Source organism: Edaphobacter aggregans DSM 19364 (genome assembly GCF_000745965.1).
Lineage (GTDB): Bacteria > Acidobacteriota > Terriglobia > Terriglobales > Acidobacteriaceae > Edaphobacter > Edaphobacter aggregans.
Genome location: NZ_JQKI01000024.1, coordinates 62574 through 89463 on the forward strand (window position 1 = coordinate 62574; position 26890 = coordinate 89463).

At 61.3% G+C, this 26890-nt stretch carries 29 protein-coding genes; 20 read left to right on the top strand and 9 right to left on the bottom strand.

What is annotated here, in order from left to right; genetic code table 11:
• Nucleotides 1-136: 136 nt before the first annotated feature.
• The 3 genes from pnp to Q363_RS12405 all read right to left on the bottom strand — a co-directional run bounded on the left by pnp (nucleotide 137) and on the right by Q363_RS12405 (nucleotide 3659).
• A complete protein-coding gene (pnp, locus tag Q363_RS12395) occupies nucleotides 137-2563 on the bottom strand; it encodes a polyribonucleotide nucleotidyltransferase (protein WP_035350487.1) in 2427 nt (808 codons plus the stop codon).
• Nucleotides 2564-2901: 338 nt separating this feature from the next.
• Nucleotides 2902-3168 (bottom strand): 30S ribosomal protein S15, encoded by a 267-nt coding sequence (gene rpsO / locus Q363_RS12400; protein WP_026393045.1) that lies wholly within the window; start codon nucleotides 3166-3168, stop codon nucleotides 2902-2904.
• 191 nt (nucleotides 3169-3359) lie between these two features.
• Entirely contained in the window at nucleotides 3360-3659 is a 300-nt protein-coding gene (locus Q363_RS12405) for a hypothetical protein (RefSeq protein WP_245632181.1), read from the bottom strand.
• Between Q363_RS12405 and Q363_RS12410 the strand changes: the two genes are divergently transcribed.
• On the top strand, nucleotides 3639-4166 hold the full coding sequence (locus tag Q363_RS12410; RefSeq protein ID WP_035350489.1) for a DinB family protein: 528 nt from the start codon (nucleotides 3639-3641) through the stop codon (nucleotides 4164-4166). The two genes, Q363_RS12405 and Q363_RS12410, sit on opposite strands and share 21 nt — an antisense overlap.
• Here the strand turns inward: Q363_RS12410 and Q363_RS12415 are convergent.
• A complete protein-coding gene (locus Q363_RS12415; RefSeq protein ID WP_035350493.1) occupies nucleotides 4163-4594 on the bottom strand; it encodes a hypothetical protein in 432 nt (143 codons plus the stop codon). The genes Q363_RS12410 and Q363_RS12415 overlap by 4 nt on opposite strands.
• A gap of 124 nt (nucleotides 4595-4718) precedes the next feature.
• Here Q363_RS12415 and Q363_RS12420 point away from each other — a divergent pair, with 124 nt between their 5' ends.
• From Q363_RS12420 to Q363_RS38045, 4 genes are all read left to right on the top strand, one after another.
• Nucleotides 4719-5960 carry a tetratricopeptide repeat protein gene (locus tag Q363_RS12420; protein ID WP_245632182.1) on the top strand — a complete coding sequence of 414 codons (1242 nt, stop codon included), beginning with the start codon at nucleotides 4719-4721 and terminating at the stop codon, nucleotides 5958-5960.
• Nucleotides 5961-6070: 110 nt separating this feature from the next.
• Nucleotides 6071-6379: a PspC domain-containing protein gene (locus Q363_RS38040; protein ID WP_084080284.1), complete on the top strand. Its 309-nt coding sequence runs from the start codon at nucleotides 6071-6073 to the stop codon at nucleotides 6377-6379.
• A gap of 152 nt (nucleotides 6380-6531) precedes the next feature.
• The gene (lysA, locus tag Q363_RS12430; protein ID WP_035350494.1) at nucleotides 6532-7842 is read left to right on the top strand and encodes a diaminopimelate decarboxylase; all 1311 of its coding nucleotides are present in this window, start codon (nucleotides 6532-6534) and stop codon (nucleotides 7840-7842) included.
• Between the two features lie 203 nt (nucleotides 7843-8045).
• On the top strand, nucleotides 8046-8942 hold the full coding sequence (locus tag Q363_RS38045) for a sigma-70 family RNA polymerase sigma factor (protein ID WP_169746968.1): 897 nt from the start codon (nucleotides 8046-8048) through the stop codon (nucleotides 8940-8942).
• 160 nt (nucleotides 8943-9102) lie between these two features.
• On the opposite strand, the gene Q363_RS12440 is transcribed toward Q363_RS38045, so the two are convergent.
• A complete protein-coding gene (locus Q363_RS12440) occupies nucleotides 9103-10053 on the bottom strand; it encodes a gluzincin family metallopeptidase (protein WP_051978697.1) in 951 nt (316 codons plus the stop codon).
• A 332-nt stretch (nucleotides 10054-10385) separates the two neighbouring features.
• Between Q363_RS12440 and Q363_RS12445 the strand changes: the two genes are divergently transcribed.
• From Q363_RS12445 to Q363_RS12460, 4 genes are all read left to right on the top strand, one after another.
• Nucleotides 10386-11126 (top strand): YebC/PmpR family DNA-binding transcriptional regulator, encoded by a 741-nt coding sequence (locus Q363_RS12445; protein WP_035350496.1) that lies wholly within the window; start codon nucleotides 10386-10388, stop codon nucleotides 11124-11126.
• Nucleotides 11127-11223: 97 nt separating this feature from the next.
• Nucleotides 11224-11949: an acyloxyacyl hydrolase gene (locus Q363_RS12450; protein ID WP_245632183.1), complete on the top strand. Its 726-nt coding sequence runs from the start codon at nucleotides 11224-11226 to the stop codon at nucleotides 11947-11949.
• Nucleotides 11950-12000: 51 nt separating this feature from the next.
• Nucleotides 12001-12921, top strand: a complete 921-nt coding sequence (ftcD, locus tag Q363_RS12455; protein WP_035350497.1) for a glutamate formimidoyltransferase — start codon at nucleotides 12001-12003, stop codon at nucleotides 12919-12921.
• A gap of 148 nt (nucleotides 12922-13069) precedes the next feature.
• Nucleotides 13070-14017, top strand: a complete 948-nt coding sequence (locus Q363_RS12460; RefSeq protein WP_035350498.1) for a hypothetical protein — start codon at nucleotides 13070-13072, stop codon at nucleotides 14015-14017.
• Between the two features lie 42 nt (nucleotides 14018-14059).
• On the opposite strand, the gene Q363_RS12465 is transcribed toward Q363_RS12460, so the two are convergent.
• Both Q363_RS12465 and Q363_RS12470 read right to left on the bottom strand, forming a co-directional pair.
• Complete coding sequence (locus Q363_RS12465) at nucleotides 14060-14464, bottom strand: chemotaxis protein CheX (protein WP_035350500.1); 405 nt, start codon at nucleotides 14462-14464, stop codon at nucleotides 14060-14062.
• A 70-nt stretch (nucleotides 14465-14534) separates the two neighbouring features.
• Nucleotides 14535-14930 carry a response regulator gene (locus tag Q363_RS12470; RefSeq protein WP_035350501.1) on the bottom strand — a complete coding sequence of 132 codons (396 nt, stop codon included), beginning with the start codon at nucleotides 14928-14930 and terminating at the stop codon, nucleotides 14535-14537.
• Nucleotides 14931-15092: 162 nt separating this feature from the next.
• Here Q363_RS12470 and Q363_RS46175 point away from each other — a divergent pair, with 162 nt between their 5' ends.
• From Q363_RS46175 to flgL, 3 genes are read left to right on the top strand one after another with little or no spacing between them, the layout of a single operon-like run.
• On the top strand, nucleotides 15093-15215 hold the full coding sequence (locus Q363_RS46175) for a hypothetical protein (protein ID WP_425387663.1): 123 nt from the start codon (nucleotides 15093-15095) through the stop codon (nucleotides 15213-15215).
• 20 nt (nucleotides 15216-15235) lie between these two features.
• Nucleotides 15236-15616 carry a flagellar basal body rod C-terminal domain-containing protein gene (locus Q363_RS12475; protein ID WP_035350503.1) on the top strand — a complete coding sequence of 127 codons (381 nt, stop codon included), beginning with the start codon at nucleotides 15236-15238 and terminating at the stop codon, nucleotides 15614-15616.
• 32 nt (nucleotides 15617-15648) lie between these two features.
• A complete protein-coding gene (flgL, locus tag Q363_RS12480; RefSeq protein WP_035350505.1) occupies nucleotides 15649-16551 on the top strand; it encodes a flagellar hook-associated protein FlgL in 903 nt (300 codons plus the stop codon).
• 27 nt (nucleotides 16552-16578) lie between these two features.
• On the opposite strand, the gene Q363_RS12485 is transcribed toward flgL, so the two are convergent.
• Entirely contained in the window at nucleotides 16579-17451 is an 873-nt protein-coding gene (locus Q363_RS12485) for a tetratricopeptide repeat protein (protein WP_035350506.1), read from the bottom strand.
• A 234-nt stretch (nucleotides 17452-17685) separates the two neighbouring features.
• On the opposite strand from Q363_RS12485, the gene Q363_RS12490 reads away from it, so the two are divergent.
• From Q363_RS12490 to Q363_RS12510, 5 genes are read left to right on the top strand one after another with little or no spacing between them, the layout of a single operon-like run.
• Nucleotides 17686-18090 carry an SET domain-containing protein gene (locus Q363_RS12490; RefSeq protein ID WP_245632184.1) on the top strand — a complete coding sequence of 135 codons (405 nt, stop codon included), beginning with the start codon at nucleotides 17686-17688 and terminating at the stop codon, nucleotides 18088-18090.
• Nucleotides 18091-18145: 55 nt separating this feature from the next.
• Nucleotides 18146-20110: a DNA polymerase III subunit gamma/tau gene (gene dnaX, locus Q363_RS12495; protein ID WP_035350510.1), complete on the top strand. Its 1965-nt coding sequence runs from the start codon at nucleotides 18146-18148 to the stop codon at nucleotides 20108-20110.
• A 17-nt stretch (nucleotides 20111-20127) separates the two neighbouring features.
• On the top strand, nucleotides 20128-20451 hold the full coding sequence (locus tag Q363_RS12500) for a YbaB/EbfC family nucleoid-associated protein (RefSeq protein WP_035350512.1): 324 nt from the start codon (nucleotides 20128-20130) through the stop codon (nucleotides 20449-20451).
• On the top strand, nucleotides 20451-21050 hold the full coding sequence (gene recR, locus Q363_RS12505) for a recombination mediator RecR (RefSeq protein ID WP_035350513.1): 600 nt from the start codon (nucleotides 20451-20453) through the stop codon (nucleotides 21048-21050). Before Q363_RS12500 ends, recR begins: the two co-directional genes overlap by 1 nt.
• Before the next feature lie 44 nt (nucleotides 21051-21094).
• Nucleotides 21095-22102: a metallophosphoesterase gene (locus Q363_RS12510; RefSeq protein ID WP_035350514.1), complete on the top strand. Its 1008-nt coding sequence runs from the start codon at nucleotides 21095-21097 to the stop codon at nucleotides 22100-22102.
• Nucleotides 22103-22417: 315 nt separating this feature from the next.
• Here Q363_RS12510 and gpmI read toward each other — a convergent pair whose 3' ends face one another.
• Nucleotides 22418-24031 carry a 2,3-bisphosphoglycerate-independent phosphoglycerate mutase gene (gene gpmI / locus Q363_RS12515; protein WP_035350515.1) on the bottom strand — a complete coding sequence of 538 codons (1614 nt, stop codon included), beginning with the start codon at nucleotides 24029-24031 and terminating at the stop codon, nucleotides 22418-22420.
• Nucleotides 24032-24173: 142 nt separating this feature from the next.
• On the opposite strand from gpmI, the gene Q363_RS12520 reads away from it, so the two are divergent.
• The 3 genes from Q363_RS12520 to Q363_RS12530 all read left to right on the top strand — a co-directional run.
• On the top strand, nucleotides 24174-25307 hold the full coding sequence (locus Q363_RS12520) for a hypothetical protein (protein WP_157466782.1): 1134 nt from the start codon (nucleotides 24174-24176) through the stop codon (nucleotides 25305-25307).
• A 214-nt stretch (nucleotides 25308-25521) separates the two neighbouring features.
• A complete protein-coding gene (locus tag Q363_RS12525; RefSeq protein ID WP_035350521.1) occupies nucleotides 25522-25938 on the top strand; it encodes a hypothetical protein in 417 nt (138 codons plus the stop codon).
• 735 nt (nucleotides 25939-26673) lie between these two features.
• Nucleotides 26674-26890, top strand: a 217-nt coding sequence (locus Q363_RS12530; protein ID WP_035350522.1) for a hypothetical protein, incomplete at its 3' end; no start/stop codon positions are given.

Below are 26890 nucleotides of genomic sequence, written 5' to 3' on the forward strand. Positions count from 1 at the left end.
GCGTCAGAACCTCGTCGTCCACCTCTTGCTCCGCCGCCAGTATCCCCGCCATCCTGCCCGCCCACTCATCGCTCCGCTCCGCCAAACAGAAGAGCCACGCGCAAAGCGTGGCTCCCTGATTTGTTCTGTTGAGAGACTAGCGATTTCCGCCGCCCTGATGCGATCCGCCGCCCGACCCGCCGCCTGGACCACCGCGACGTCCGCCGCGACGACGGCGTCCACCCGGCCTGCGCTGTCCGCCCGGAGCACCCTGCCCGCCGCCCTGACGAGGAGCGACCTGCGGCACTGCATCTGCGCGGTTGAAGTTCGGCTCCTCGGCTCCCTCTTCGACTCCCTCCTCGACTCCCTCCTCGTCGCCGTCCTCGAAGTCCTCCTCGTCCTCCAAGCCCTCAGCCTCAGCAACGGGAGCAGGAGCAACGCGTCCGCGTCCGTCACTGTCCTGCGGAGGAGCGACCTCCGGCAGGCCAAGCTTCGCGCGCTGCTCGCGCAGCACAGCCTTGCGCGACAGCTTGATGCGGTTGCCCTCGATCGCCAGCACCTTCACCAGGATCTGATCGCCCTCACGCAGCTCGTCCTTCACTTCCTTCACGCGATGCTCCGCGATCTCCGAGACGTGCAGCAAGCCATCGGTGCCGGGGAAGATCTCGACGAATGCGCCGAACTCCGCCAGCCGCACAACCTTGCCCAGGTACGTCTTGCCCACCTCAGGCACAGCCGTCAGGTCGCTGATCATCTGGATCGCGCGCTGCAGTCCATCCGCATCGCTCGAAGCCACATTCACGCGGCCCGTATCGTCCACGTCGATCTTCACGCCGGTCGCGTCGATGATTCCGCGAATCACCTTGCCTCCCGGTCCGATCAGGTCGCGAATCTTGTCCGTCGGAATCTGCAGCGTGTGAATGCGCGGGGCGAACTTCGACTTCTCCTCGCTCGGCGCCCCGACCACAGCATCCATCTTGTCCAGCAGGAACAGACGTCCACGGCGCGCCTGCTCCAGCGCCTCGCGCATGATCTGCGCCGTGATGCCCATGATCTTGATGTCCATCTGCAGCGCCGTGATTCCCTTGCGTGTTCCGGCCACCTTGAAGTCCATATCACCGTAATGGTCCTCGGCGCCCGCGATGTCAGTCAGGATGGCGTACTTGTCGCCCTCCTTCACCAGGCCCATCGCCACGCCGGCAACCGAGCCCTTCAGCGAGATGCCCGCCTGCATCAGCGAAAGCGAAGCTCCGCACACCGTCGCCATTGACGACGATCCGTTCGACTCCAGGATGTCCGACACCACGCGCAGCGTGTACGGCGACTCATCCTCGCCCGGCAGCACTGCCTCGATCGCACGCGACGCCAGCGCGCCGTGACCGATCTCGCGCCGTCCAACGCCCGACATCCTGCCCACCTCGCCCACCGAGAACGGCGGGAAGTTGTAGTGCAGCATGAACCGGCGCTTCTGCTCGCCCTCGTACGTCTCGATCCGCTGCGAGTCGTCCGTCGTGCCCAGCGTCGCCGAGACCAGCGCCTGCGTCTCGCCACGGGTAAACAGCGCCGAACCGTGCACGCGCGGAAGCACGCCCACCTCAATCGAGATCCCGCGAATCTCGTCGAACGCGCGGTGATCCGGACGAATCCGGTCGTTCAGAACCTGCTCACGAAAGATGTTCTCGCGCAGAATCTCGTAGTACTTGCTCAGCTTCTTCGCCGCCTCGGAATCATCCGCCGGAAGCTCCGCTTTCAGTTCGTCCTTGATCGCCTTGACCAGCGCATAGCTCTCGAACTTCGGATGCTTCTTCGTGTCCAGCGCATCGGCCAGCTTCGCGCCGATCTTCGCCTTCAGCGCAGCCAGATACTCCTTGTCCATCTCGACCGCCGATACCAGCCGCTTCGGCTTGCCCGCGCGCCGCACCAGGTCCTCGATCGCCGTGCAGATTTTCTTGATCTCGCCGTGCGCGAACTCGATCGCATCCACCACGCGTTCTTCCGCAATCTCCTTCGCGCCGGACTCGATCATCACGATGCCGTCCTTCATTCCGACGACCATGATGTTCAGCGTGCTCTTCTCGCGCTCCTCGTACGTCGGGTTCACGATGAACTGGTCATCGACGATGCCGATGCGTACCGCGCCCACCGGGCCGTGGAACGGAATGTCACTCAGCGCCAGCGCGCAGCTCGCGCCGTTGATGCCCAGAACGTCCGGATCGTTCTCCTTGTCGGCCGAGTACACGAACGCAACCACCTGAGTCTCGTTGCGGAAGGCCTCCGGGAACAGCGGACGGATTGGACGGTCGATCTGGCGGCTCGTCAGAACCTCCTTCTCGCTCGGCCGTCCCTCGCGCTTGATGAAGCCGCCCGGGATGCGTCCACCGGCATAAGTAAACTCGCGATACTCCACCGTCAGCGGGAAGAAGTCGATCCCTTCCTTCGGATCCGGCGCCGCCACAGCCGTCGCCAGAACAACGTTATCGCCGCTCGTGGTCAGCGCCGCGCCTGAGGCCTGCTTGGCCATGCGCCCCGTCTCAAAGCTGATGTACTTGCCGCCGGCAAGCTCTACTCTCACTTCCTGCTTCATATCAGTCTCTCTCTTCTCTCGTCGTTATCTATCGTTGGAATCTGGTCTCTCGCGTCATCCGCCCCTGGTGCACTCGCGGGCGCGAAAAAGCGCAGCCCACCGCAATCTGTCCTAAAGACAGACCGCCGGCTGGCTGCGCTGCGTGAATTCGTTCATCGGATGGTTCTGCTCGGCCGGCTAGAATCGTCCAGCGTTCATGGCAACCGAAACGTCTGCCACGAGTGCCATCGTCACCTGCTCCTGCGGCAGAAGCCCTTCGGCTCCTGCACGGAATCTGCAGCCGGACGGACGCCCCCGAGCGTGCTTCCATGGTCTGAATGATGTCTCCGGGATTGCGGTTACTTGCGGATACCCAGCTTGCCAATCACATCGCGGTAACGGTCGGCATCGCACTTCTTCAGGTAGTCCAGAAGACGGCGGCGCTTGCTCACGAGCATCAGCAGCCCGCGACGCGATCCGTGGTCCTTCTTGTGGGTCTTGAAGTGCTCCGTCAGCTCGCCGATACGCTCGCTCAAAATCGCGATCTGTACCTCGGGGCTCCCGGTATCTGAGTCGTGTGTGCGAAACTTCGCAATGATGTCTGTCTTCTTAGCAGGTGCTAGCACAGCTTTGGTTTACTCCTGATTCTCTAGTCCACTCTCGTTAGTGTCCATAAAAGAATAGCATCGCAGCCAATTACCGGCAATCTGGGCCAGCGCAAATGAATCGTCATTCTGACCCTGAGCGAGCGAAGCGAGTCGAAGGGGAAGAACCCCCGCATTTCGCCCGTGCCCCCACGAATTTCTCAGGACTGCCCTCAGCCCTCGCCCCGCCTGCCCGCATACCCGCGTATCTCCCCCACCCATCGCAGAAACCGCACCGCCTGCTGCCGCTCGCCCCAAACCAGCGACCAGAAGTCCTTCGGCCCCACAGTCTCCGCCTTCTTCCCCGAGTACGTCTCCAGCCGCCACCGAAGATAAGGACTCAGCCACGGCCGCAGCCGGTACCCCTTCGTCGCGCCCCACAGAAACCGTATCCCTTCCACCATCTCCTTCAGTGTACCCTTTTGAACGCAGCGCACAGCGCGCCCCCGGCCATGGACCCAACCCTCCACCATCTCGCAACAAGACTCTCCTCCGCACTCCATGGCCTCGACGCCTCACAAACCCAACTCCGCCTCACCCCCGATCCCTCCTGCTGGACCATCCAGCAGATCATCGAGCACCTCCTCCTGACCTACGCCTCCACCGGAGCCTCCTTCGAGACCCGGCTCGCCAAAGGCACGCCGACTCTCTCGCGTCCCACTTCCGCGCAGCGCACCGCGCAATTCATCGTCGTCACCCTGGGACTCATGCCCGGCCGCCGCAAATCCCCACCCGAGGTCGCCCCCGCCGCCTCCGCAGTTCCACTCTCAGGTAGCGAACTCATCGCCATCACGCACGCCGCCCTCACCCGCCTCGACCATATCTTCGATCAGGCCGAGCAGGCCTTCGGCTCCACGCGCTGCCTCTCTCACTTCATCCTCGGACCGCTCTCCGCCTCACAGTGGCGCCGCTTCCACCTCTCCCACGGAAACCACCACGTCCGCCAGATCGCAGCCATCCGCCGCACCCACGGCCTCTAGTCGTCGGCCGGCAACTCTCTCTCTTCCTCGTTCAGGTCTTCCTCTACACGCAGGTACCGCCGCATGTATCGCAGCGGCTCCTCCGCCACTGCAAGCTCGCGCAGATGATACCGCCATGCATCCTCGCGAGCGCTGCGCCGCGTGTAACCCTTCCGCGTCACCGTACCGATGCTCCCGTCCGCCATCCGCCGCGTAAACGTCTGCTTCTGAATCTGGAAGGTCATCGTCTCGCCCGGCTTCCAGAAGCTCGACGCGAACTCATGCGAGAACAGCAGCGCATAGTACCGCCGCTCGCTCGCCAGAGTCTCAAGCGCCGCCTTCGCACCCGTCCACGGCAAGCCGATCCGCGCCATATACCACTTCCGGAACGGAAACCCATTGGCCCGCGCCTGGCCCACCAGCAGTTGAAGCAACTCAAAACGTGTCATGGAACCCTTCAATTTCCAAGCACAAGATACCTCAGCCGCATTACATTCCACCCCAATATTTTGTTCTCCCATGACCAGCGTCTAACATGGTGAGCAGTCAGGACGGAAGACGAAGACATTCATAATGCATACAAGCCCCACCGCAAATCGCCGCCCGGCATACACCCCTCTCATTGTTCTGCTTCTCGTCTTTACCGCCTTCGCAACTCCGGCCCTCGCCAACACCCCCAACCTGCACACCGATCCCATCAACCTCACCCCCGAGGTCCGCGAGGCCCATACCCTCTTCTACAACCTCGACTATGACGGCGCTCTCTCCCGCTTCGAGGCCATCCAGCGTGCCAATCCGCAGAACCCCATGGCGGCCAACTATGTCCTGATGACGCTCATCTTTCGCGAGCTCTACCATCAGGACCTGCTCGACACCACCTACTACGCGCACGACTCCTTCATCTTTGCCAAGCGTGACATCACCGTCTCCGAAGCCACCCGCGACCGCATCGACAAGCTCACCGACTCGATCATCGCCATGTGCGACCAGCAGATCAAATCCAACCCCCACAATCCGAACACCTACTTCGCACGCGGCTATGCCCGCGGCATGCACGCCGCCTTTATCACTCTCGCCTTCCACAGCTATTACTCTGCAGCACGTCAGGGACTCTCCTCCCGGCAGGACAGCGAAGAAGCCCTTCGCCTCGATCCTAACTACGCCGACGCCAAGATGGCCATCGGCATCCAGCAGTTCGCCGTCGCCTCCCTGCCGCGCTTCCTTCGCATCATGATCGGCATCACCGGCGTCACCGGTAATAAGGAAAAAGGACTCGACCTGCTCCGCCAGTGTGCCGCCGAGGGCACCGTCAACCCCGTCGAGTGCCGCACCTCGCTCTCCCTCTTCCTCCGCCACGACGCCCGTTACGACGAGGCCCTCTCCGTCATGCACGGCCTCGCCCAGGAGTATCCCCACGACTACCTCTTCCGTCTCGAGGAGGCCAACCTCTCCAAAGACAAGGGCGACGGTCCCACCGCCATCGCCATCTACAAGCACGTCCTCGCCGATGCCGCCAAACCCGGCTACTTCGTCGATCCCCGCCTGCAGATGGCCTACTTCGGCCTCGCCGAGACCCAGCGCGGACAGAACATGATCGCCGATGCCGCTCAGAACTACCTCAACGCCGCCTCCCAGCCCAAGTGCAGCGACTGGGTCCGCCGCCGCGCCCAACTCGCCGCCGGACAGATGTTCGACCTGCTCCACCAGCGCGACAAGGCCGTCGAGCAATACCAGCGCGCCGCCGCCCCCGGAGGCGACCAGTCCCAGGCCGACCTCGCCCGCAAATACATCAAGACTCCCTACACCGGCGCCTGACATTGCGTCCGAACTTTCCCTCTCGTCCCTCCGTATCCTCCACGGGGGAGCTGCACCAAAGCTGTGACAAAATAGAACCGTTCCCCATTGAGTCACCCGGAGAACCTCCCATGTTCTGTACTCGTTGTGGAAAGCAGCTCGAACCCACCTCCCGCTTCTGCCCTGCCTGCGGCACACCGGTCGCCACCGCCCAGCCACCTCAGCCGCCCTTCGCCACCTCGCGCCTCATGCGCCCGCGCAACAACCGCATGATCGCCGGCGTCTGTGCCGCGTTCGCGCAGCAATACGGATGGGACGTCACCGTCGTCCGCATCATCACCGCCATCGTCTGCCTCAGCGGAGCAGGAGCCCTCGCCTACCTCATCGCCTGGATCATCATCCCCGAAGAGCCCTACGCCCTGCCCACAAATCCCGTCTAGCCAAGCCATAGTACCGGCGCAAATCTCGCTCCACCCAAAACTATGTCATCCTGAGCGAAGCGCAGCGGAGTCGAAGAGCCTGCCCTGAGCGTAGCCGAAGGGACCTGCATTTTCGTTCGCAGCGCCATCAACTCCAAAGTGAGCACCGCATTTTGAAGACGAAGACAGTCGCAAAGAAGACCGCAGCAAGGAATACTCCCGCAGCCCGCCCCTTCACCTACAAGAACCGCACCCTCCACTGCGACCAAGTCCCGCTCACCACTCTCGCCGACCAGTACGGCACACCGCTCTACATCTACTCTGCCTCGCAAATCTCCCAGCGCTTCCAGCTCTTCCAGCAAGCGTTCGACGCGCGCCCGCACTCCGTCTGCTACGCCGTCAAAGCCAACTCGTCCCTCGCCATCCTCCGCCTCCTCGGCCGCCAGGGAGCAGGCTTCGACATCGTCTCCGGCGGAGAGCTCGAGCGCGTCCGCCGCGCCCACAAACCCGCCCTCAAAAAGGTCGTCTTCTCCGGCGTAGGCAAGCAGGCATGGGAGATCGACACCGCTCTGAAATCCAACATCCTCCAGTTCAACGTCGAGTCCGAGCAGGAGCTCGACCTACTCGCCGCCCGCGCCCAGGCCCTCAAAACCCGCGCCCGCTTCGCCCTCCGCGTCAACCCCGACGTCTTCGCCGAGACCCACCCCTACATCTCCACCGGCCTCTCCGAGCACAAGTTCGGCATCGCCATCACCCAGGCTCGCGCCATCTATCGCCGCGCCGCCCGCTCCAGGTGGCTCGAGCCCTACGGCGTCTCCGTCCACATCGGCTCCCAGATCCGCAAGGTCGATCCCTTCGCCGCCGCCCTCGAGCGCGTCACCTCCCTCGTCGCTGAACTCCGCCGCGACGGCCGCGACATCCGCACCATCGACGCCGGCGGCGGCCTCGGCATCGACTACTCCGACGCTCCCTTCGATGCCCCTCACCAGGTCGACCGCTACGCCGCCGCCCTCGCCAAGGGCCTCGCCAACGAGACCGCCCACCTTCTCCTCGAGCCCGGCCGCTTCCTCGTCGCCCAGGCCGGCGCCCTCCTCACCCGCGTCCTCGTCGTCAAAAAGAACGGCACCAAAACGTTCATCATCACCGATGCCGCCATGAACGATCTCATCCGCCCCGCGCTCTACCACGCGCACCACGAGATCGTCCCCGTCCGCCAGCCATCCTCCAAATCCACCATCACCGCCGACATCGTCGGCCCCGTCTGCGAGTCCGGGGACTTCTTCGCCCGCGACCGCGCCATCGCCAGCGTAAAGCCCGGCGACCTCGTAGCCCTCCTCGACGCCGGAGCCTATGGCCTCAGCCTCTCCTCCAACTACAACTCCCGCCCCCGCCCCGCCGAGGTCCTCGTCGAAGGCGAAAAAGTCACCCTCGCCCGCCGCCGCGAGACGATGCGCGACCTCCTCGCCCCCGAGCGCCTTAACTAAGGCCTCTCATACATAGAACGTCATCTCGACCGAAGCAATGGACGGCTTGTCCGTCCATTGCGTAGTGGAGAGACCCCTGTATCTCTGCCCGTCTGGCGACCAAAACTCCCTCCTTCGAGGTAGCCCTAATTACCTTGAACGAAGGTTGTTGCTCAAAGCGCCGCATGCGACTCTCGACTCTCAAGCACTCGAGAAGGCCGCACATGCGCAAAGAATCCGCACAGGCCACGCTCGGCAAGTTCGCCGAAGCCGTCAACTTCGACCTCGATCAGGCCGTCGCGCCCAACAGCGTCGACCACGACCCCGCCGACGGACAGGTCCCCGGCTCCGCCGGCTATCGCATGTTCTTCTCAGGAATGCGCACCCCCTTCCCCGACATGGCCGTCACCCCCGAGACCATCGTTCAGGACGAGGACACCATCGTCTTCGCCTACACCATCACCGGCACGCAAAACGGCCCGCTCGGAACGATCCCTCCCATCGGTTCACTTTCATACTCTGGCCAAGTGGCGTTGATGTTGAACAGCCGCGATGCGTTCTACCAACGATTTATCAAAGCCAAGGCTTCAACAGTGGGTGAACAAATGTCCTTGAATCACGGCCGAGTTGGCCGACCAGACGCGCCCGGCCTCGAATTTCTCAACGGTTTATACAGTTACGCTCTGGTCTTGACCCGCAATCCTGCTGATGCAGAGGACTTAGTGCAGGAAACCTACGTTCGCGCCATGCCGGCTATGGGGAAGTTGCGACAAGACAGCAATATAAAGAACTGGCTCTTCACCATCTTGAGAAATATCCGGCTCAATCAATTGAGAAAGCTGCGAAATGGTCCTCAATTGTTTGCGGATGGTGTTGCCGACAGCATCGTAGAGCCATCCAAAAATTCACATGATCTTTATGTGAACAAGTTGGAGAGCGAGCGGGTGCGAGCGGCGATTCAAGAGCTACCAGTACAGCTTCGCGAGATCATCCTGCTGCGAGAATATGAAGGTCTCTCTTATCACGAGATTGCGGGTGTTTTGGACTGTCCTGTTGGAACCGTTATGTCACGTTTGGGAAGAGCACGCGCCAAGCTCCGTACGCTGCTTGATGCTCGTTAAAAAGGTGAGAAGCACAAAGTGTCATTTCGACCGAAGCAGCGGACGACCCGTCCGCTGAGCATTGGAGAAACCCGCTTCTCTACCCATCACGCCGGGTGTCGGGTGCCCCACATCTCGCTTCTGAGATGTGGATTCGCAGGATGCCAATAGAAGTCCTCCACTATCGCCGCGCCGTAATCCCCTCCCGCACCCCCGCCAGCGGAGCCTTCCCCTCAAACTCCACTAAATCCCCCACCCGCCGCACCCCAAGCTCTCTCCACAAAGCCGCCAGATCCACATTCACCGGCTCAACACTCCACCTCGCATACATCTCCCGCAGCACATGCGTCCCCGTCGCACGATCCCCCACCTCCAGCGCCCGCTCAATCGGCCAGTCCTGATCGATCGTCCCTCCCGCCGCCGCAATCGCCCGCAGAGCATCCTGCAGTCCCTTCCGGTTCTTCGTCTCCTTCCGAATCTCCACATCCGCCACTAGGCAGAACAGCGCTCCACCCCAGTACGTCCGCCCCCACGTATGCGTTCGGTCGAGCCCCTGGTCCCCTGCCTCCGGCTCGCCCTTAGGCATCCCGTCCATCATCTCCCGCCAGATCGTCTTCGCATCAAGCTGCCCCGCCTCGACCCGCGCAATCGGCTCCACGTACGTCGCCAGCCCTTCCTCCATCCAGTGGTTTTCGTCGGGAAGATTTGGAAACGCCATGTGCGTCAGCTCATGCGTCATCATCCAGTCCTCGGCCAGCTCCTTCGCCGTCGTTTGCTGCCCAACGCTGATCCGCGTAAACCCCGGAAAACCTCCAACCCCTCCCCAGGTCGTCCCACGAAACAACCCATGCCGATCCCTAACCGGAAGAATCAGCATCCGCGCCCTCGAAACCGGAAACCTGCCGTAGTACACAGCCACCGCGCTGGCCGCATCCTTCACTCTCCCAGCCACCGCCTCCGTCCCCAGATCGAGCGGCCCCTCCGCAAAGTCCACCTGGATCGTTGCTCCACCCACCGAAACGTTCCGTGTCGACTCAACCTTCACGTCCCTCCGGAACTGCAACGCGTGAGCCACCACGACCAACAAGACCACCGCACTCCCCACCACCACCCAAAGCCGCTTGTCTGCCATTCGCAGGTCCGCCTCATAAGTTCGACTCGTACACGTAGCCAACCGATACAGGAAACCTCGCTCCGGCTGCCCACTGAAAATGCTGTCAAGCCCTACTTTCGCATATCTTATTGATAAACAAAGGCTTCTACGTTGCCGATTAATTACTCCCGCCCGCTATAATGGAAATAGGGGGAAAAGGAGTAGCTGCCGGTACGGCCTGACGTCGAAGTACCAGCCTAACTTATTTCCTTCGAAGACTTTGCACAAAAAGGTACGGGGGCAGGGGGTACCCTCCGGACGTGCTAAAATCACAAGGTTGCAGTTCAAGAAATCACCCGTAGAGGTTGTAAATGTCCGGCCACTCAAAATGGGCGACAATTAAGCACAAGAAGGGCGCCCTCGACGCCAAGCGCGGCAAGATCTTCACCCGCCTGATCAAGGAAATCACTATCGCCGCCAAGCTCGGTGGAGGCGACCCCGACGGCAACCCCCGTCTCCGCGGAGCCATCGCCGCCGCCAAGGCCGAGAACATGCCGTCCGAGAACATCAAGCGCGCCATCCAGCGCGGAACCGGCGAACTCGAGGGCGTCAGCTACGAAGAGATCACCTACGAGGGCTACGGCCCCGGCGGCGTCGCCATCATCGTCGACGTCCTCACCGACAACAAGAATCGCGCCGTAAGCGAGATCCGACACGCCTTCTCGAAGAACGGCGGCAACCTCGGCGCCGAAGGCGCCGTCGCCTGGATGTTCACCACCAAGGGCGTCATCACCGTAGCCAAATCCGCAGCCTCCGAAGACAAGCTCACCGAGATCGTCCTCGACGCCGGAGCCGAAGACCTCTCCGACCAGGGCGAGTCCTGGGAGATCCTCACCGACCCCAAGGACTTCGAGGCCGTCACCAACGCCCTCAAGACCGCCAACATCGCCACCGAGACGGCCGAGGTCACCAAGATCGCCTCGACCTACACCAAGCTCGAAGGCTCGCAGGCCAGCGCCATGATTCGCCTCCTCGAGACCCTCGAAGACCTCGACGACACCCAAAACGTCTACTCGAACTTCGATATGGACGAGGCTCCCGTGGCCAGCTAATCCGAGCGGTCAACCATCTTCCAAGGGGCCGCCGATTCGTTCGGCGGCCTTTCTACTGCAAACCTGTAACAACCTGCAACAAAGAAAGCCCGAAAGAGTGCACAAGACAATCCGGCGATTCGCCCAAACCCTGGCTCTCACCCTGCTCGTCTCCGTCGCCTCCGCTCACGCGCAGGCCAAACCCGCAGCACCGACGCCCTTGAACGACGCCAGCCGCCCGCTCGAGCTCGGCGTCCTCGCCCAAGGCGGTTTCGGTGTTACCGACGACCGCAGCGACTACAAGTTCTTCATGCTCGGCGGACGCGCTGGCAAGGTCCTCACCCCCAACGTCGGCCCAGGAATCCTTCACGGCAACTTCGAATACGCCATCGAGCTCTTCCCCTTCTGGCAGTCCTACACGCCGAAGTTCGAGCGCCGCAAGTGCACCGCTCCCGGAATCTGCTCCGATCCCTACACCGTCGGCGGAACCTTCACCGGCGTCTCCATCACGCCCATCCTGCTCCGCTGGAACTTCACCGGCACCCGCCACAGCAAGATCGTCCCCTGGGCTCAGGGCGGCGGCGGCCTCATCTGGACCAACCACAAATACCCTCCCTTCGGGGGCTCGCCCTACAACGTCTTCAACGACGGTCCCAACTCCGAGACCAGCGTCTGGAACTTCACCCCACAGTTCGGCGTCGGGATGCACTACTTCCTCAGCCCGCGCCGCTCGCTCGACTTCGGGGCCAGCGCTATCCACGTCTCCTCGGCCTCGCTCGGCGACAAAAACCCCGGTGTCAACGCAAGCGTACAATTCTCGGTCGGCTACACCTGGTGGAAGTAACTTACGTTCGCAGTCCTGCAACCCTGGCATCGTAGCCTTAGGTCAAGAATCATGAACCCCGAAACGATCATCGAGTGCGTCCCCAACTTCTCTGAAGGCACAGACCCCTCCAAGGTCAGCCGCATCGTTCAGGCGATGCAGGTCCCCGGCGTCAGCCTGCTCGACTGGTCGCTCGACACCGCGCACAACCGCTCCGTCGTCACCATCGCCGGGCCTGCGGAGGCCGTCGTCGAATCCGCCATCCGCGGCGCAGGCAAGGCAGCTGAGCTCATCGACCTGACCAAACAGAACGGCGTTCACCCGCGCATCGGCGCCGCCGACGTCATTCCCTTCATCCCCGTCAGCGGAGCGTCGCTCGCTGACTGCGCCCTTCTCGCCCGCCAGGCTGGTCTCGCCGTCTGGCGCCGCTACGGAATCCCGGTCTACTTCTACGGAGCCGCGGCCGCCCGCCCCGACCGTGTCCAGCTCGAGGACGTCCGCAAAGGCCAGTTCGAAGGCCTCCGCGATGCCGTCCGCAGGGACACCGCTCGCCGCCCCGATATCGGCGGCCCGGAGCTGCACGAGACCGCCGGAGCCTCTGCCGTCGGCGCGCGCAGCTTCCTCATCGCCTATAACGTTCACCTGCGTCAGCCCGACGTCACCGCCGCCCGCGCCATCGCCCGCGACATCCGCGCATCGAGCGGCGGTCTGCACGGAGTCAAGGCGCTCGGTGTTCTCGCCAACGGACGAGCCCAGGTGAGCATGAACATCACCGACCACCTGACCACCCCGATGCCGAAGGTCTACGCCCGCCTCGTCGACCTCGCCCGCCGCCACGGCGCCGAGCTCGACGACAGCGAACTCATCGGCCTCATCCCCCAGGCCGCCTACGAGCCCGGCGCGGAATGGATCGCCCGCATCCCCAACTTCGACCCCGAGCTCAAGGTGATCGAGCGCCGCCTGGAGAGACCGCTCGACTGGCTCGCCGCCTGACCCAACGTTCCGGTGTTTTCTACGTCCAAAGTGGCAGATGCGAGACTTGCCTCGCATACGTCAATCAAGAAAGAATAGGAGCGGTCCGGCCCCGCCTGACGGTCCAGACCCCAGCTCCAATCCGTCCGAGTTCTCAAGGAGTTAGCCAGTGCAGATTCTCAAGCCGTTCCTTCCCATCGCCACCCTCGCGCTTTCCACCGCTCTCTGTTCCGCGGCCCAGTTGTCGAGCGACGCGAAAGCGGCCATCCCGCGTGACGTTCAACAGATCATTGTCGTCGACTACCGCGCCATGCAGAACTCCAGCGCTGCAATGGAATTAAAGGACCGCGTTCTTCCTCCGGAGCTCAAGCGACTCGAGACCGCGCTCAAGACCTCCGGCCTCAAGGTCGACCAGGACGCCGACGTTCTTACCTTCGCCGCCTTTCGTGATGGCAACGGTCCCGGCAACCGCATCGTCGGCATCGCACAGGGCCAGTTCCACACCCGCGAGATCATGGCCAATTTCGTCAAGACCAAGACCAAGCCCGTCACGCTGCGCAACAACAGCATCTACCCCATGGGGCAGAACGGCATGAGCGTGGCCTTCCTCAACCAGACCACGATGGTCTTCGGCGACCGTGAGGCGGTGAAAGTTGCTCTCGATGCCCGTGACGGCCTTGCTCCCAACTTCCTCTCCAATGGAGACATGACCAACGAGATGCTCGCTGTGGAACAGCGCGCAGTGTGGAGCCTTCTCGACCAGAAGGGCACCCAGACCATGATGCGTTCGGTGCTCGGCGATGCGGCACAACTGGCAGACTACGACACCGTTCGCAACCGCATGAAGAGCTCTCGCTACACCATGGACTTCCAGAACGGAGTCAAGTTCGACATGGCCGTCGTGATGGGCGACACCATGACGGCTGCCACCTGCGCCACCCTGCTCAAGGGAGTCACACTGATGAAGAAAACGCAGGGCAATCCGCTCGAGAAGACGGCGCTCGACCAAACGACGATCGACTCCAACTCCGGCACGCTGACGGTCTCCTACTCCTCGTCGGACAGCCAGTTTGCCAGCCTGCTCACTTCCCCTCTCTTCCAGTCGGTTGTCCGATAGGCCAAGAACTCCAGAGGACTTGATTCACAAAGAGGGTGTCCGTTATGGACACCCTCTTTGCCCGTCTGGGCCAAGCCCGCTCCAAAAAGACAACCGAACTCCAAACACATTCCCTTGAAAGCAATAGAATCGGCGAAAGCTTCTTCCGAAATCCTCCTCGAGTCTGCCGGTCGTGACGCCGAGACAGGAGGCCTGCTCGCTTCCGAGCTTGCTCTTCCATCCCCCGGCGACCATGTTGCATAGCTCGCCGATCGCATCCTCCACCATTAGATCGTCAGGCTCCGAGACGGTTCCTAACAGCGCCTCGGCCGTAATCTGGGCGACCGGACGGCTGGCATACAACAGACATTCCCCCTCGACCGCTCCTGAGAACCGTATGGTAGCGGTAATCGGCTCTGCAATCGCGCCGGCCTCCTCCATCGGCTCGCAGCTTCGAACCAGCATCATCTCGAAGACCTCCGATACCGCCGAGTCGAGCAGTCGACCAACTCCTCGCTCGCAACCTCTTCGGCCATCGCTACGCCGCCTCGAGCAGGGGAACCACCCGCGCCTTCACTTGGTCTGCCGTGAACGGCTTGCAGATGTATCCCTGCGCCCCTGCCGCGATCGCACGAAGCACAAACGGCTCGCTGCCCTCCGTCGTGATCATCACCACTGGAACTCCCACGGCCAGCTTCTGATCGCGGCGTGCCTCCAGGAACTGCAGCCCATCCATCACAGGCATGTTGATGTCGCTGATGATCAGGCCGATCTTTGAGGCGCTCCCTGCGTCAGCGCGAAGGACTTCAAGCGCTTCTTCTCCATTCGAAGCCTGGACCACCTCGGAGAGCTCAAGACCGGACTGACGCAGCGCCCTCTCGATTACCTTCCGCATCACCGCTGAATCGTCAATAATTAGAATTAGCGCTCGCACCTACCCTCCACAGTTCACTGCTGTTCTTGAGGGCTCTATCGGCGCAAACGCTCCACTCTTGAGGCTTGAAATCTTCCCTTAGCTTCTTCTAACCGACGATGTCACCATTCTGGCCCCTGAGGAGGGACTCTCGAGGCGCGGGACCAGCAGATCCCTGCCTTCCTGAGCTCGCTCGACGGTCTCGCTTACGCTATCGGAACTCAGGTTAATCAGGTCAACTCGCAGGGAGTGGACGGGAACGGAAATCCCGGGCACCTCTGTTTCAGCTTCCCACGACTACCGTAGGTGCTGCCGGCCTGATCCAGATGGCCACTACCGACCCGCAGGCGATCGCCGCAGCCGCAACTGGCGAGGGTGCAACGGGCACTGGCAATGCCCTGCTGCTCGCTCAGCTTGCAACGGGAACGATCGTCGCGGGGCAGACCGCATCTGGCTCCTTTGCCACGCTGCTGGGCCAGATCGGAAGCGCAACGTCTGCGGCGACGATCGACAACACGGCGCAGCAGGCGATGCTCTCGCAGCTAACGACGCAGCGCAACGCGCTCTCCGCAGTCTCTCTCGATGAGGAGGCGGCAAACCTTACGAACTATCAACGCGCATACGAGGCTGCAGCGAAGATCTTTTCGATCGTCGACCAGATGATGGCCAGCGCGCTCAACCTGGGCGTCACCACGTCGGTCTCCTAACCGACGCGATAGCCAGCCAAAGGAGCAAGCACTTGAGGGCAGATCCGCATTACGTCAGCAGCCTCTCGCAGGCGTTAAACAGCGCGACGCAGGCCACGAACGACCTTGCATCGCAACTCTCGAGCGGCCTCCGCGTCGGAGCGCTCTCGGACGATCCCGGAGCCGCGGCGCAGAGCGTACAGCTCAGAAGCCAGATCGCCCGCGTCGACACCTACATCCAGACGGCTGCAAGCCAGTCGTCAATGCTGCAGGTTACCGGCTCAACGCTGGGAGAGGTGGTCTCGCAGCTTACCTCTGCGATCTCACTTGCGGTTCAAGGCGCCAACGGAACTCAAAACGCCTCGAACCTTCAGGCGATCACACAGCAGCTCACGGGAGTTCGCGACCAGGTATTGGCGCTGGCTAACACAAGCTATCAGGGGCGGTATCTCTTCGCCGGTAGCCAAGGCTCCATCATCAAGCCCTTCTCACTCGATACGACGACAACACCCGCGACCGTAACCTACTCCGGCGACGCAGTCGTGCAGTCCATCGAGACTCCGGGCGGCCAGCAGATCCAGGTCAACCTGCCGGGCTCTTCGATCTTTGGTTCCGGCACCTCTGGTGCTCTCGGAGCGCTCAACCAGCTGATCGCGGACTTCACCAGCGGTGTTCCAGCGGCGAACCTCGCCGCTGACAACGCCGCTCTGACCAGCGCTCTGGGACAGGTCTCGACGCAGCGAAGCGTCTTGAACAGCTCGCTAAGCACGATCCAATCCACGAGCAACTACGCGCAGACACAGGAGGCTCAGCTGAAGGCGCAGCAGAGCACGCTGGTTGCCGCTGACCCCGCGACCGTCGCGACACAGCTGAAGTCCACGCAGGTCCAGTACCAGGCGCTGCTCAGTGTGGTCACGGCGCTCCAGAAGGTAAATCTCTTCGACTATCTGAAGTAGATCTTCGACGATCTACGCTGACGGAGATTACGGGCCCTGAAGCTGGGCGAGTGCCTTGCGCGCCTGCTTGATCTTCTCACCGTCCGGCTCCAACTGGAGGTAGCTGTTGTACTCCGCGATGGCCTCGTCCCGTTTGTTGAGCTTCTGTGCGAGATGGCCCAGAACGAAGTGCGCTTCCGGGTCAGACGGCTGAACCTTCACCGCGTCGCGAGCCCGCAGGTAGGCTGCGTTCAGGTCACCCGCCTGTTCGTAGAACTTCGCTATATCGAGATCTTCCGCCGCGCGATCTTCATCACTCTGGAGCTTTTCGACCTTGGGAAGCTTCCTGCGAGCGGCGGCTTTCGGGTCATCTCCCTTGTCGTCTGGCGAGCCCGACGCGGGCGGTGCAGTGTCGTTCGGATCGTCGCTGCTCGAACCGCTACTGGAGTTGCTTGGGTCCGAACTGCTGCTACTGCTCGACTCTGCACCGGGCATAGGCGGACCTGCGCCAGGAAACGGAAACTTGTCGGCTGTGGAGGGACGCTTGCCTGCAGCCGGAGCGTCAGGAGTTGCTGGCGGACCTGAGCCGGGAAACGGGAACTGGTCGGCCGTGGAGGGACGCTTGCCAGCTGCCGGAGCGTCGGGGACCGCCGATGGCGCATTCGTCGGCGCAGGTGCCGCCGACTCACCGGGAAATGGAAATCGATCGGCCGCGGCGGGCTCCTTTGGCGTCGCTGGGGTACAGGGGCTCGCAGAAGATGCTCCGCGGGGTTGACTCTTCGGAGTCCCGGTATCTCCCTGCGTCGGCGCCGTCGCAGGGCACGGAGGCGAGGCCGGCTTTTGCGCCATAGCCGTCATGCCTCCGGACGCTGCCAGAACCGTGACCGCGAGAAGAGCGAGGCTGGAGAAACGGCTCACCATGCTTTGTTTAGACTACTCGGGTCCGTCGTCGATTGCCCGGAGCACGGTAATTTGACTCCATCGAGCCGCCGTTTGTTATAGTCAGCTTGCGACCGTTGGCGCTGGAATAGTGGGACGCTTCCCTTTCTTCTTGCCCATCCGGAACGCAAATCCACTCATTCTGGATGATCTTCCCCGATGCTTCCTGGGCTCGTAATTCGTTCGTCGTCCATACACGCCGCCGGCTGTTACACCATGAGGCGGATCCGAAAAGGTACCCCAATCGTCGAGTACGACGGGCCGCGTTTTTCAAAAGATGAGGCCGACGAGCGCTATAAGGACCGTTTCATCACTTATCTCTTCAGCACCGGAAACCGTGGCGAGGTGATCGACGGCTTCGGGACGGCGATGTTCATCAACCACTGCTGCGACCCGAACTGTGAGACCGAGAACCTCGACCGCCGCATATGGGTCGTGGCGACGCGTGACATCGCTCCAGGAGAAGAGCTGACCTATGAGTACAACCTCCACGACTCCGATGACGACACCGCCGACTGCCATTGCGGCGCCGTCAAGTGCCGCGGAACCATGTTCAGTGAGGACGAAGTAAAGCGTCGCGCCAGAAGGGCACGCAGCAAGGCTCGCGGAGCGAAGTCCTGAGACTCTCCACGAGACGCTACAATAGCGGGATGCGGCCTCCTGCCGCCTCGGGCTTATGGCATATCAGGTTTTAGCGAGAAAGTACCGCCCTCAGCGTTTCGCAGACGTTGTGGGACAGGACCACGTGACCGTAACGCTGATGAACGCCCTCACTCAGGGGCGCATTGCGCACGGGTACATCTTCAGCGGACACAGGGGCATCGGCAAGACGACCATCGCGCGCATCTTGGCGATGGCGCTCAACTGCCGCAACGCGATCGGCTCAGCGGCGCGCCCCACCGCTGAGCCCTGCGAGGCATGCGAGTCCTGCACCGAGATTCGCGCGGGCAACTCCGTCGACGTCATCGAGATCGACGCGGCTACCAACCGCGGTATCGACGAGATTCGCGAGCTGCGGGACGCAGCCCGTTACCGTCCTGCGCGCGACAGGTACAAGATCTACATCCTCGACGAGGCCCACCAGATCACCGATGCCGCCTTCAATGCCCTGCTGAAGACGCTTGAGGAGCCGCCGGACCACATTGTCTTCATGATGGCGACGACGCAGCCCGAAGACATCCCCCAGACCGTGCGCTCGCGCTGCCAGCACTACAGTTTTCATGCCGTCAAGCTCGTTGACATCCTGGGACAGATTCGTGGAATCGCCGCGGCGGAAAACGTCGAAGCCGACGAACCGGCACTAGCCCTGCTCGCTGAAGCGGGCGACGGATCGATGCGCGATGCGCTCTCGATCATGGATCAGGCCATCGCCAGTGCTCCGCTTGAAGACGGGCGGCCACGGCTCGACGCCGCGCAGATCCGCGAGTTGATGGGCACGGTTCCGAACGCGGTCTTCGAGCGAATCCTCGAGGCCGTGGACGCCAACCGCAGCGCCGACGTGATCACGGTCGCCAACGAACTGCTGGACGCGGGCAACAGTCCCGCGCAGCTCGCACGGCAGTGCGTGCGCTACCTGCGCAACTGCCTGATGGCGAAGATCTCGGGCGTTGGAGCCGACGGCTCGGGCCTGGATGGTGCGGCCTCGGAGCTACTGCAGATCTCTGCGGACGAGCAGCGGCGTGCGGCTCGGTCGGCGGCGCTGTTCTCAGAAGAAGAGCTGGCGCGCTTCCTGCAGGTCATGCTGCGCACCTTCGACGAGCTTGGCTATCGACAGGAACAGCGTTTCCACTTCGAGCTCGGCCTGTTGAAGCTCGTGCATCTGCGGCGTCTGCTGCCGGTCGAAGAGGTGCTGAGCAGGTTCCCGGTACCCGCAGGCTCTGGCATAACTGAGCCCCGGCCGCGTGCTGCGGCGAGCGTAAGCGCATCCCCGGCATTGTCTCCCATGCGGACTGCATCGCCAGCTCCCGCCGCTCCGGAGAAGCCAGTCTTCTCTCCCTTTCAGACGGACCGTAGCCGTAAGAACCTGACCGAACCCACGCCCAACGTCGCGCCGACTGCGGCTCCGCTAAAGGCCGCTTCAGAGCCGCGGCACCAGATCGCCTCTGCGGTATCGGTGATTGAGGACGAGCCCGTGGCGGAGATCACTCCTGTCGAAGTAGCCGCTGATCTACTGGGCCTGGGAGCTGTACCGGTTGCAGCAGTCGAACCCGAGGCCGCGCCGGCCCCAGCGGCCGTGATGACCTCAGCTCCGTCTGCCGAGGACTTGCAGCGGGCGGCGACCGACGCTCTGATGAATGCGAAGAGCCAGAGTTCTGCGGCCGACGCGTTGGCCGATGCCGAGTGGACGATCGAGGGCGGCGAGATCCGTGTCCAAACCGAGCTGTCGAAGACGATGCTCTCCGTAGTCGTCAACCCGGAGGCGGACAAGATCGTCCGCGCGGCCCTGCGAAACTCCGGCGCAGGTTCGCTCAAGCTTGTGCTGCTGCCGGGGACTGCAAACTCCTCAGCGGCGAAGAAGCCAAAGCCTGCGCGGAGCGGAAGCGCTCAGGCCAGGGCGATGGAGCATCCGGTTGTACAGCAGGCGCAGCGGCTCTTCAATGCTGAGATTCGCAACGTGATCGACCTGCGCGATAACGACTAGCGGCGAGGATTTAGGTTATGGATTTCTCTGACCTGGCAAAGATGAAAGAGATGATGGGGCAGGCGCGCCAGATGCAGGAGCAGATGGAGCGCAAGCTTGCGGAGACGGTCGTCGAAGCTTCAAGCGGCGGCGGCGTCGTTTCCGTGCGGATGAACGGTAAGAAGGAGGTCCTGCGGCTGAAGATCGAGCCGACGGCGATCGGAAGCGCGGGCAGCGACCTGGAGCTCCTGGAAGATCTGATTACAGCGGCCATCAACGAAGCCGGCCGCCGCGCCGACGAGGCGATGAAGGCCAGTGTCTCCGACATGATGGGCGGCCTGAAGCTGCCGGGGATGAGCTAGTGGCACGGTTTGCCGAGCCGATGACCCGGTTGATCGACGAGCTCCGCAAGCTACCGGGCATCGGGACGAAGAGCGCGCAGCGACTGGCGTTTCACGTCCTGCGCTCGTCACCGGAAGATGCAGAGAACCTCGCAGGGGCGATTCGTGAGTTGAAGGAGCGGCTGCGCCTCTGTTCGGTGTGCAACAACATCACCGATGTCGATCCATGCAGCTACTGCACCAACGCGGTGCGGGATCAGCGACTGGTCTGCGTCATTGAGGAGCCGACGAACATCGCGACGATTGAGAAGACGCGAAGCTTTGCCGGCGTCTATCACGTGTTACACGGCACGCTCTCGCCCATCGGCGGAGTCGGCCCAGAGCAGCTTCGCATCGCAAACCTCATGACGCGGCTTTCCGAGATCGATGAGGTAATTCTCGCAACCTCGCCGACGACAGAGGGCGAGGCCACGGCCCGCTATCTCGCCGAAGAGATTCGCCGCGCCGACGCGCGCGTTAGAGTAACGCGCATCGCGACTGGCGTTCCTGCCGGAAGCGACATCGAGTACGCGGATGAAGTCACGATGTCGCGCGCACTCGAAGGCAGACGAGAACTCTAGCAGCGTTCAGACTCGATTAATCTCATGATGTTATAAGAGCCTTTATGAATGAGTTTCTTAGTCGCCGCAGATTTCTTCGTCAAAGCTTTGCCTTCAGCGCGCTCACAGCGCTTGGTTCCCTGCCGTCTCTGGCAAAGCTGCCCTCACCGCATCCCGGTGCCTCACACTGGCTGATGGTCGGCGACTGGGGATATGAGAACTTCACGGCCCAGAAGGCAGTTGCAGCAGCGATGCAGCGATACGTCCACGAACACAGTCTGAAGACTGACGCGCTGCTGATGCTCGGCGACAACTGGTACGGCCCGCTGCCCGGCGGCGTCGCGTCCCCGCGCTGGACGAAGCAGTTTGAGGAGATGTATCCCGTCGGCGTATTCGACTGCCCCGCTTATGCCGTTCTGGGCAATCATGATTATCAGCGAATGCCGGAGAGCAAGGTGGACGCCGAGCTCGCCTACGCGAAGAAGGGCGGCACGCGGTGGACTCTCCCCTCGCGCTGGTACCGCTTCGAGTTCCCGGCCGCGACGCCGTTGGTAACGGTGCTCGCGCTCGACAGCAACGTGTTCCACCCGATGAGCGACAGGGCAAAGCGCGAGAACTTTACCCTGACGCCGGAGGAGCAGGCAGAGCAGCTGCGCTGGCTGAAGGCCGAGCTTGAGAAGCTCCGGCAGACGCCGTACTTGATCGTGATGGCGCATCACCCCATCTACTCGAACGGTCCGCACGGCGATCACGCAACCCTGATCGCAGAGTGGGAGCCGCTGCTGCGCGAGCACAAGGCTCATCTGTATCTCGCCGGTCACGATCACGACATGCAGCACCTTGAGTTCGACGGCCATCCGACGTCGTTCGTGCTCTCAGGCGGTGGCGGAGCGGACCTCTACACGCTCAAGATTGAAGAGGCGCAGCGCGGACCGTACGCGGCGAAGGTGTATGGCTTCAGCCACCTGCAGATCGCGCCCGACAAGCTGACGCTCCTTCATCTCGATACGTCCGGCCACGTAATCCATGGATTCACCAAGACACCGTCGGGTGAGGTCCAGATGCTGAGCTAGCAACCACCCCTCCCCCCGGGGGTATTTGCCATAAATTATTTACTTTCAATAGCTTATGCAAATTTCGCCCGCGCAAGATATTGAAAACAGATGGCTTAACCATAGAATTATTGAAAATAAAAGGTTTAGTGGGAATGTAAAAAGCCCCGGGCGGCTGGCCTGGGGCTTTTTCTATCTCTGTATCTATTGTAACGAGTTGGGTGAAATCAATCGGCGCATTTACGGAGTCAATTTTTGCTCTGTAAAAGGCTTCGCTTGTGTTATTTAGCTGAATCGTGGGAGGTAGACGGGGCTTGACAGAGGCTGGACCGGGCTTTAGACGAGGTTTTCGCCTGTCATCTCGACTGGCTTCTTCAGACCAAGCAGCTTGAGGATTGTCGGGGAGATGTCGCGAAGGCTTCCTCCCTGCTTCAGGATGGCGTGGTGGCTGGTGTCTTTCTCGTTCGTAACCAGGATGAACGGAACGGGATTCGTCGTGTGAGCCGTGTGCGGGCCTCCCGTTACGGGGTCGATCAGCAGCTCAGCGTTGCCGTGGTCCGCGGTGACGAGGAGAGCTCCGCTGCGCTGCTTGACGGCCTGGTAGATGCGGCCGAGTTCTCGATCCACCGTTTCGACCGCGCTTATCGTCGGCTCCAGTTTGCCCGAGTGTCCCACCATGTCGGCGTTCGCGAAGTTGACGATGATGACGTCGAAGGCCGTGTCGTTCACTGCCTTGACGACCGCATCTGCGATTCCAGCGGCGGACATCTCAGGCGCGAGATCGTAGGTCGCGACCTTCTGCGACGGAATCAGCACGCGATCTTCGCCGGGAAACGGCTTCTCTACGCCTCCGTTGAAGAAGTAAGTGACGTGCGCATACTTCTCCGTCTCTGCCACGCGGAGGTTGCGGAGATTGGCGTCGGCCATCACGTTGGCCAGTAGGTTGTCCATCGACTCCGGCGGAATGACGACAGGCAAACGGAAGTTTTTGTCATACTGCGTCATGCAGACGTAGTGGATGTTCTGCGGTGCCCATGAGCGCGGGATCTCCTGCTCAAGCTCAGCTGCCTTGGGCAGATCGAGGGCGTTTTCCGCAGTGAGGCCGCCGGGAAGATCGAAGTTGCGCGCCAGTACGCGCGTGATCTGGCGGACGCGGTCGGCGCGGAAGTTGAAGCAGATGCAGACGTCGTTGTCTCGGATTAGTCCGATGGACGCGCCGTGCTGATCCACAACGCTGAACGGGGGAATGAACTCGTCGGTGATGCCGTTGTTGTAGTGTTCGCGCATGCGGGCGAGCGGGTCCTCTGCCGTTCCTCCCTGCGGGTGGCCCGTGACCATGGCGTCGAAGGCCTGGCGCTCCTTCTCCCAGCGCAGATCGCGATCCATCGCGTAGTAGCGGCCGGAGATGGAGGCGATCTGTCCGACGCCGTACTCGCGTATCTTCTGCTCCAGCGCCTCCAGATACCCGAGACCGCTTGTCGGCATCGTGTCGCGCCCGTCCATAAAGGCGTGGATTAAGACGCGCGTGAGCCGGTGCTGCGCGGCAAGCCTGAGCAGAGCGTAGAGGTGTCGCTGATGCGAGTGCACGCCGCCGTCCGAGACCAGGCCAAAGAGATGAAGAGCACGGTTCTCCTGTGCGGCGAGCTCGACGGCCCGAGTCAGGACGGGGTCGGAGTAGAAGGAGGCGTCGTCAATGGCCTCGTCGATGCGCGTGATGTCCATGCGAACGATGCGCCCGGCGCCGAGGTTGAGGTGTCCAACCTCAGAGTTGCCCATCTGACCGTCAGGCAGCCCCACGAAGTGGTCGCTTGCGCGAATGAGCGTATTCGGATAGCCGGCGAGAAGCTTGTCGTAGTTGGGCTTGCGTGCCAGCGCGATGGCGTTGCCGTGAGTCTCGGGGCGGTAGCCCCAGCCGTCGAGGATAGTCAGAACAATCGGATTGTTTGCCATTACTGAGAGCAAGGATAACAAGAGTTTGTTGACGGGTCTTCACGAGCGGCTTCCTCGTGTACTGGAACCTGACGGATCGACCTGGTTACCAAAGAGTTTCACAAATATCCGGACCTCCCTAAGCTTATCTGTAGCAGAATTTATGCGTTCTTATTTTGTCTGCTGCCATGCACGTTTGATGCTTACTGCCTACACATTCCCGTACGATCGTGTCCACGATCTCTACCAGGAGTATTATCGGTCTGCCCTGCGCAGCTTTTGCGATGCGAATGGCATCAAGTACCGGGAACGCACCGGGGCCTACGCTTCGGCCCTTCTGGTAAAGCTGCGTGAGCTGCGTCATTCCTACAAGCTTCGTGGGCTCATGAAGCACGAGTCAGCCTGCTCGCTTCTGGATGGCCTGGCCGGCCTGCTGACCCGGGGCTCGGTGAGACCTCCTACCTCCATCGGCTTGTATGAGTTTGTCACCTCCTCAGGCGAGACGATAACGTTCGCGATTGATTCTCTGGACAGGGGCGAGATATGCGGCGATCTCGCCGAGACCTGCGATCTCTATTTCAAGTCGAACTATTGGCCGAGTCTCTGGTATCCAGACAACGTGCTGCCGCTGCCGAACATGAACCCCCTGGTGAGTCGGGAGCTTTCGTTCTTCAAGGAGCTACAGCGGACGCCTAAGACCACGGACCTGTTCGCCTTCTTTCGCATCTGGGGAGGGAGCAATGAAGTCGATGGCTTGGAACACAACCTTTCACTGATCGAAAGTCTCTCCCGGGTTCCCTGCAGCAAGTTTCTTTGCGCCTATCTGGTTGCGGGTGACGTTGCCGCGCTGGGCAAACGCCTCGACGAACAGGGCATACACTGGACGACAGAGCCCATGGCGAAGCACGAGCTGTGGCGTAGAGCTGCTGCCTCACGATTGAACATCGTTCGGCTGGGCATGCACGAATGCTTGCCGTGGCGGATGATCGACATTTTCGCGATGGGCGGCTGCCCGGTCATTGATTATGGTCCTCAGACCCGGTGGCCGATTCCACTGATTGAAGACGAGCACTATCTGAATCTTCATATGCAGACCGGAGGTCGTAAACGCGGCACTATCTCTGACAACGTTCTGAGATGGCTCTCCGATCCCGATCAGCCGGAACGAATCGGCCGCAACACGGCTGACTACTTCAATCGGCATCTGCAACCTGCCGCTCTGGGGCAGCATATTGTGGCCCAGTTGCCAGCCGCCCAGCAGAGAATGCTAAGCGCGGATCGGCTAACAGTGGCATGAAGGGAACGACGCCCGTGTGGCCCGGGCAGGAGTCCTGACGGATACCGAACAGCGAAGATTTATGGCTTGTGGTGGCCCGGGAAGGAGTCCTGCCATGGACCCTTGTCCTCCCTCGACCTAGTTACCAAAGAGTTTCACAAATATCGCAATCTCCTAAGCTTATCTGCAGCAGAATTTATGCGTTCTTATTTTGGCGCCTGCCATGTATGTTTGAGTGCTTACTGCCTACACATTCCCGTACGATCGTGTCCACGATCTCTACCAGGAGTATTACCGGTCTGCCCTGCGCAGCTTTTGCGATGCGAATGGCATCAAGCACCGGGAACGCACCGGGGCCTACTCTTCAGCCTTTCTGGTAAAGCTGCGTGAGCTGCGTCATTCCTACAAGCTTCGTGGGCTCATGAAGCAGGAGTCAGCCTGCTCGCTTGTGGGCGGCCTGGCCGACCTGCTGACCCGGGGCTCGCTGAGACCTCCTACCTCCATCGGCTTGTATGTCACCTGCTCCGGCGAGACGATAACGTTCGCGATTGATTCTCTGGACAGGGGCGAGATACGCAGCGATCTCGCCGAGACCAGACAACGTGCTGCCGCTGCCCGAACATTTATGACAACCGACATAAGTAATAGATAATCAACCACTTATAATCTGTGCGTGTGCCTTATGTACAGTGAAATTGTAAGCGCAAAGTTGAAGTGTCCGGTTTGCGCAAAGTTGAAATGTCCAAACTACCCTCCGAAGATGAGGTTCGGAAGGCAGAGATTGGACTTGGTGACGATGAGCAAAACCTGAAAGAGTCCTCCACCAATCAAAGCTGGCAGCCCGGATCCGTATGTTCCGGCGAAATAGGAATTGCGTGTCCAAAGTTGCTATCGTTACAAACCACTCGTTGGGTTAGGTTTCTTGCATGATGCGAGATCGCACCGACTGGGCGTAGTCCGGAGCGGAGAAGGCGTCCGCCTCAACAAGATCGAGAGATGAATGGAGAGAGGTAACGATGAAGATCAAACACATTCGAACTTATTTCCTGGTGTGTGGCTTGGGTGTCATCTTGCAGCCCCTTCATGGACCCGCACAGCAGAATTCGGACGCATCGACAAACAGCCTTCAACACACCGAACGGGATGGGCAACACGATTTCGACTTCGAGATTGGTACTTGGAAGACTCATCTGAGGCGTCTGGTACATCCACTTACTGGCTCAACTACCTGGATCGAATATGAGGGGACTACCGTCGTTCGCAAGGTTTGGAATGGCCACTCCCCTTACACAAAAGGTAATTTCGAATTCGAGAGGGTCGTGACGGGCTGGCGGGGTATTCATCCAGTAATTGACCTGCGTCGTAATAGGTAATACGTTTATGACAAATGGCCCGATCGACCAAAGCGGACAAGGCTCGGCAGCTGAACGCCGCTTACGCCATGCTGCTGGCCCATGTTCCGTTGCCCGAGGCAATGCAGCGCTTATCGCGAGAGTTCGACCTGTCAGAGCGTCAAGCCTACCGGTACCTGGAGGAAGCGACACAGCTGAACCGGCCGGTCGAAGTTTCCGAGGCTACGGTGCCGATCACGCTCAAGCTCCCGG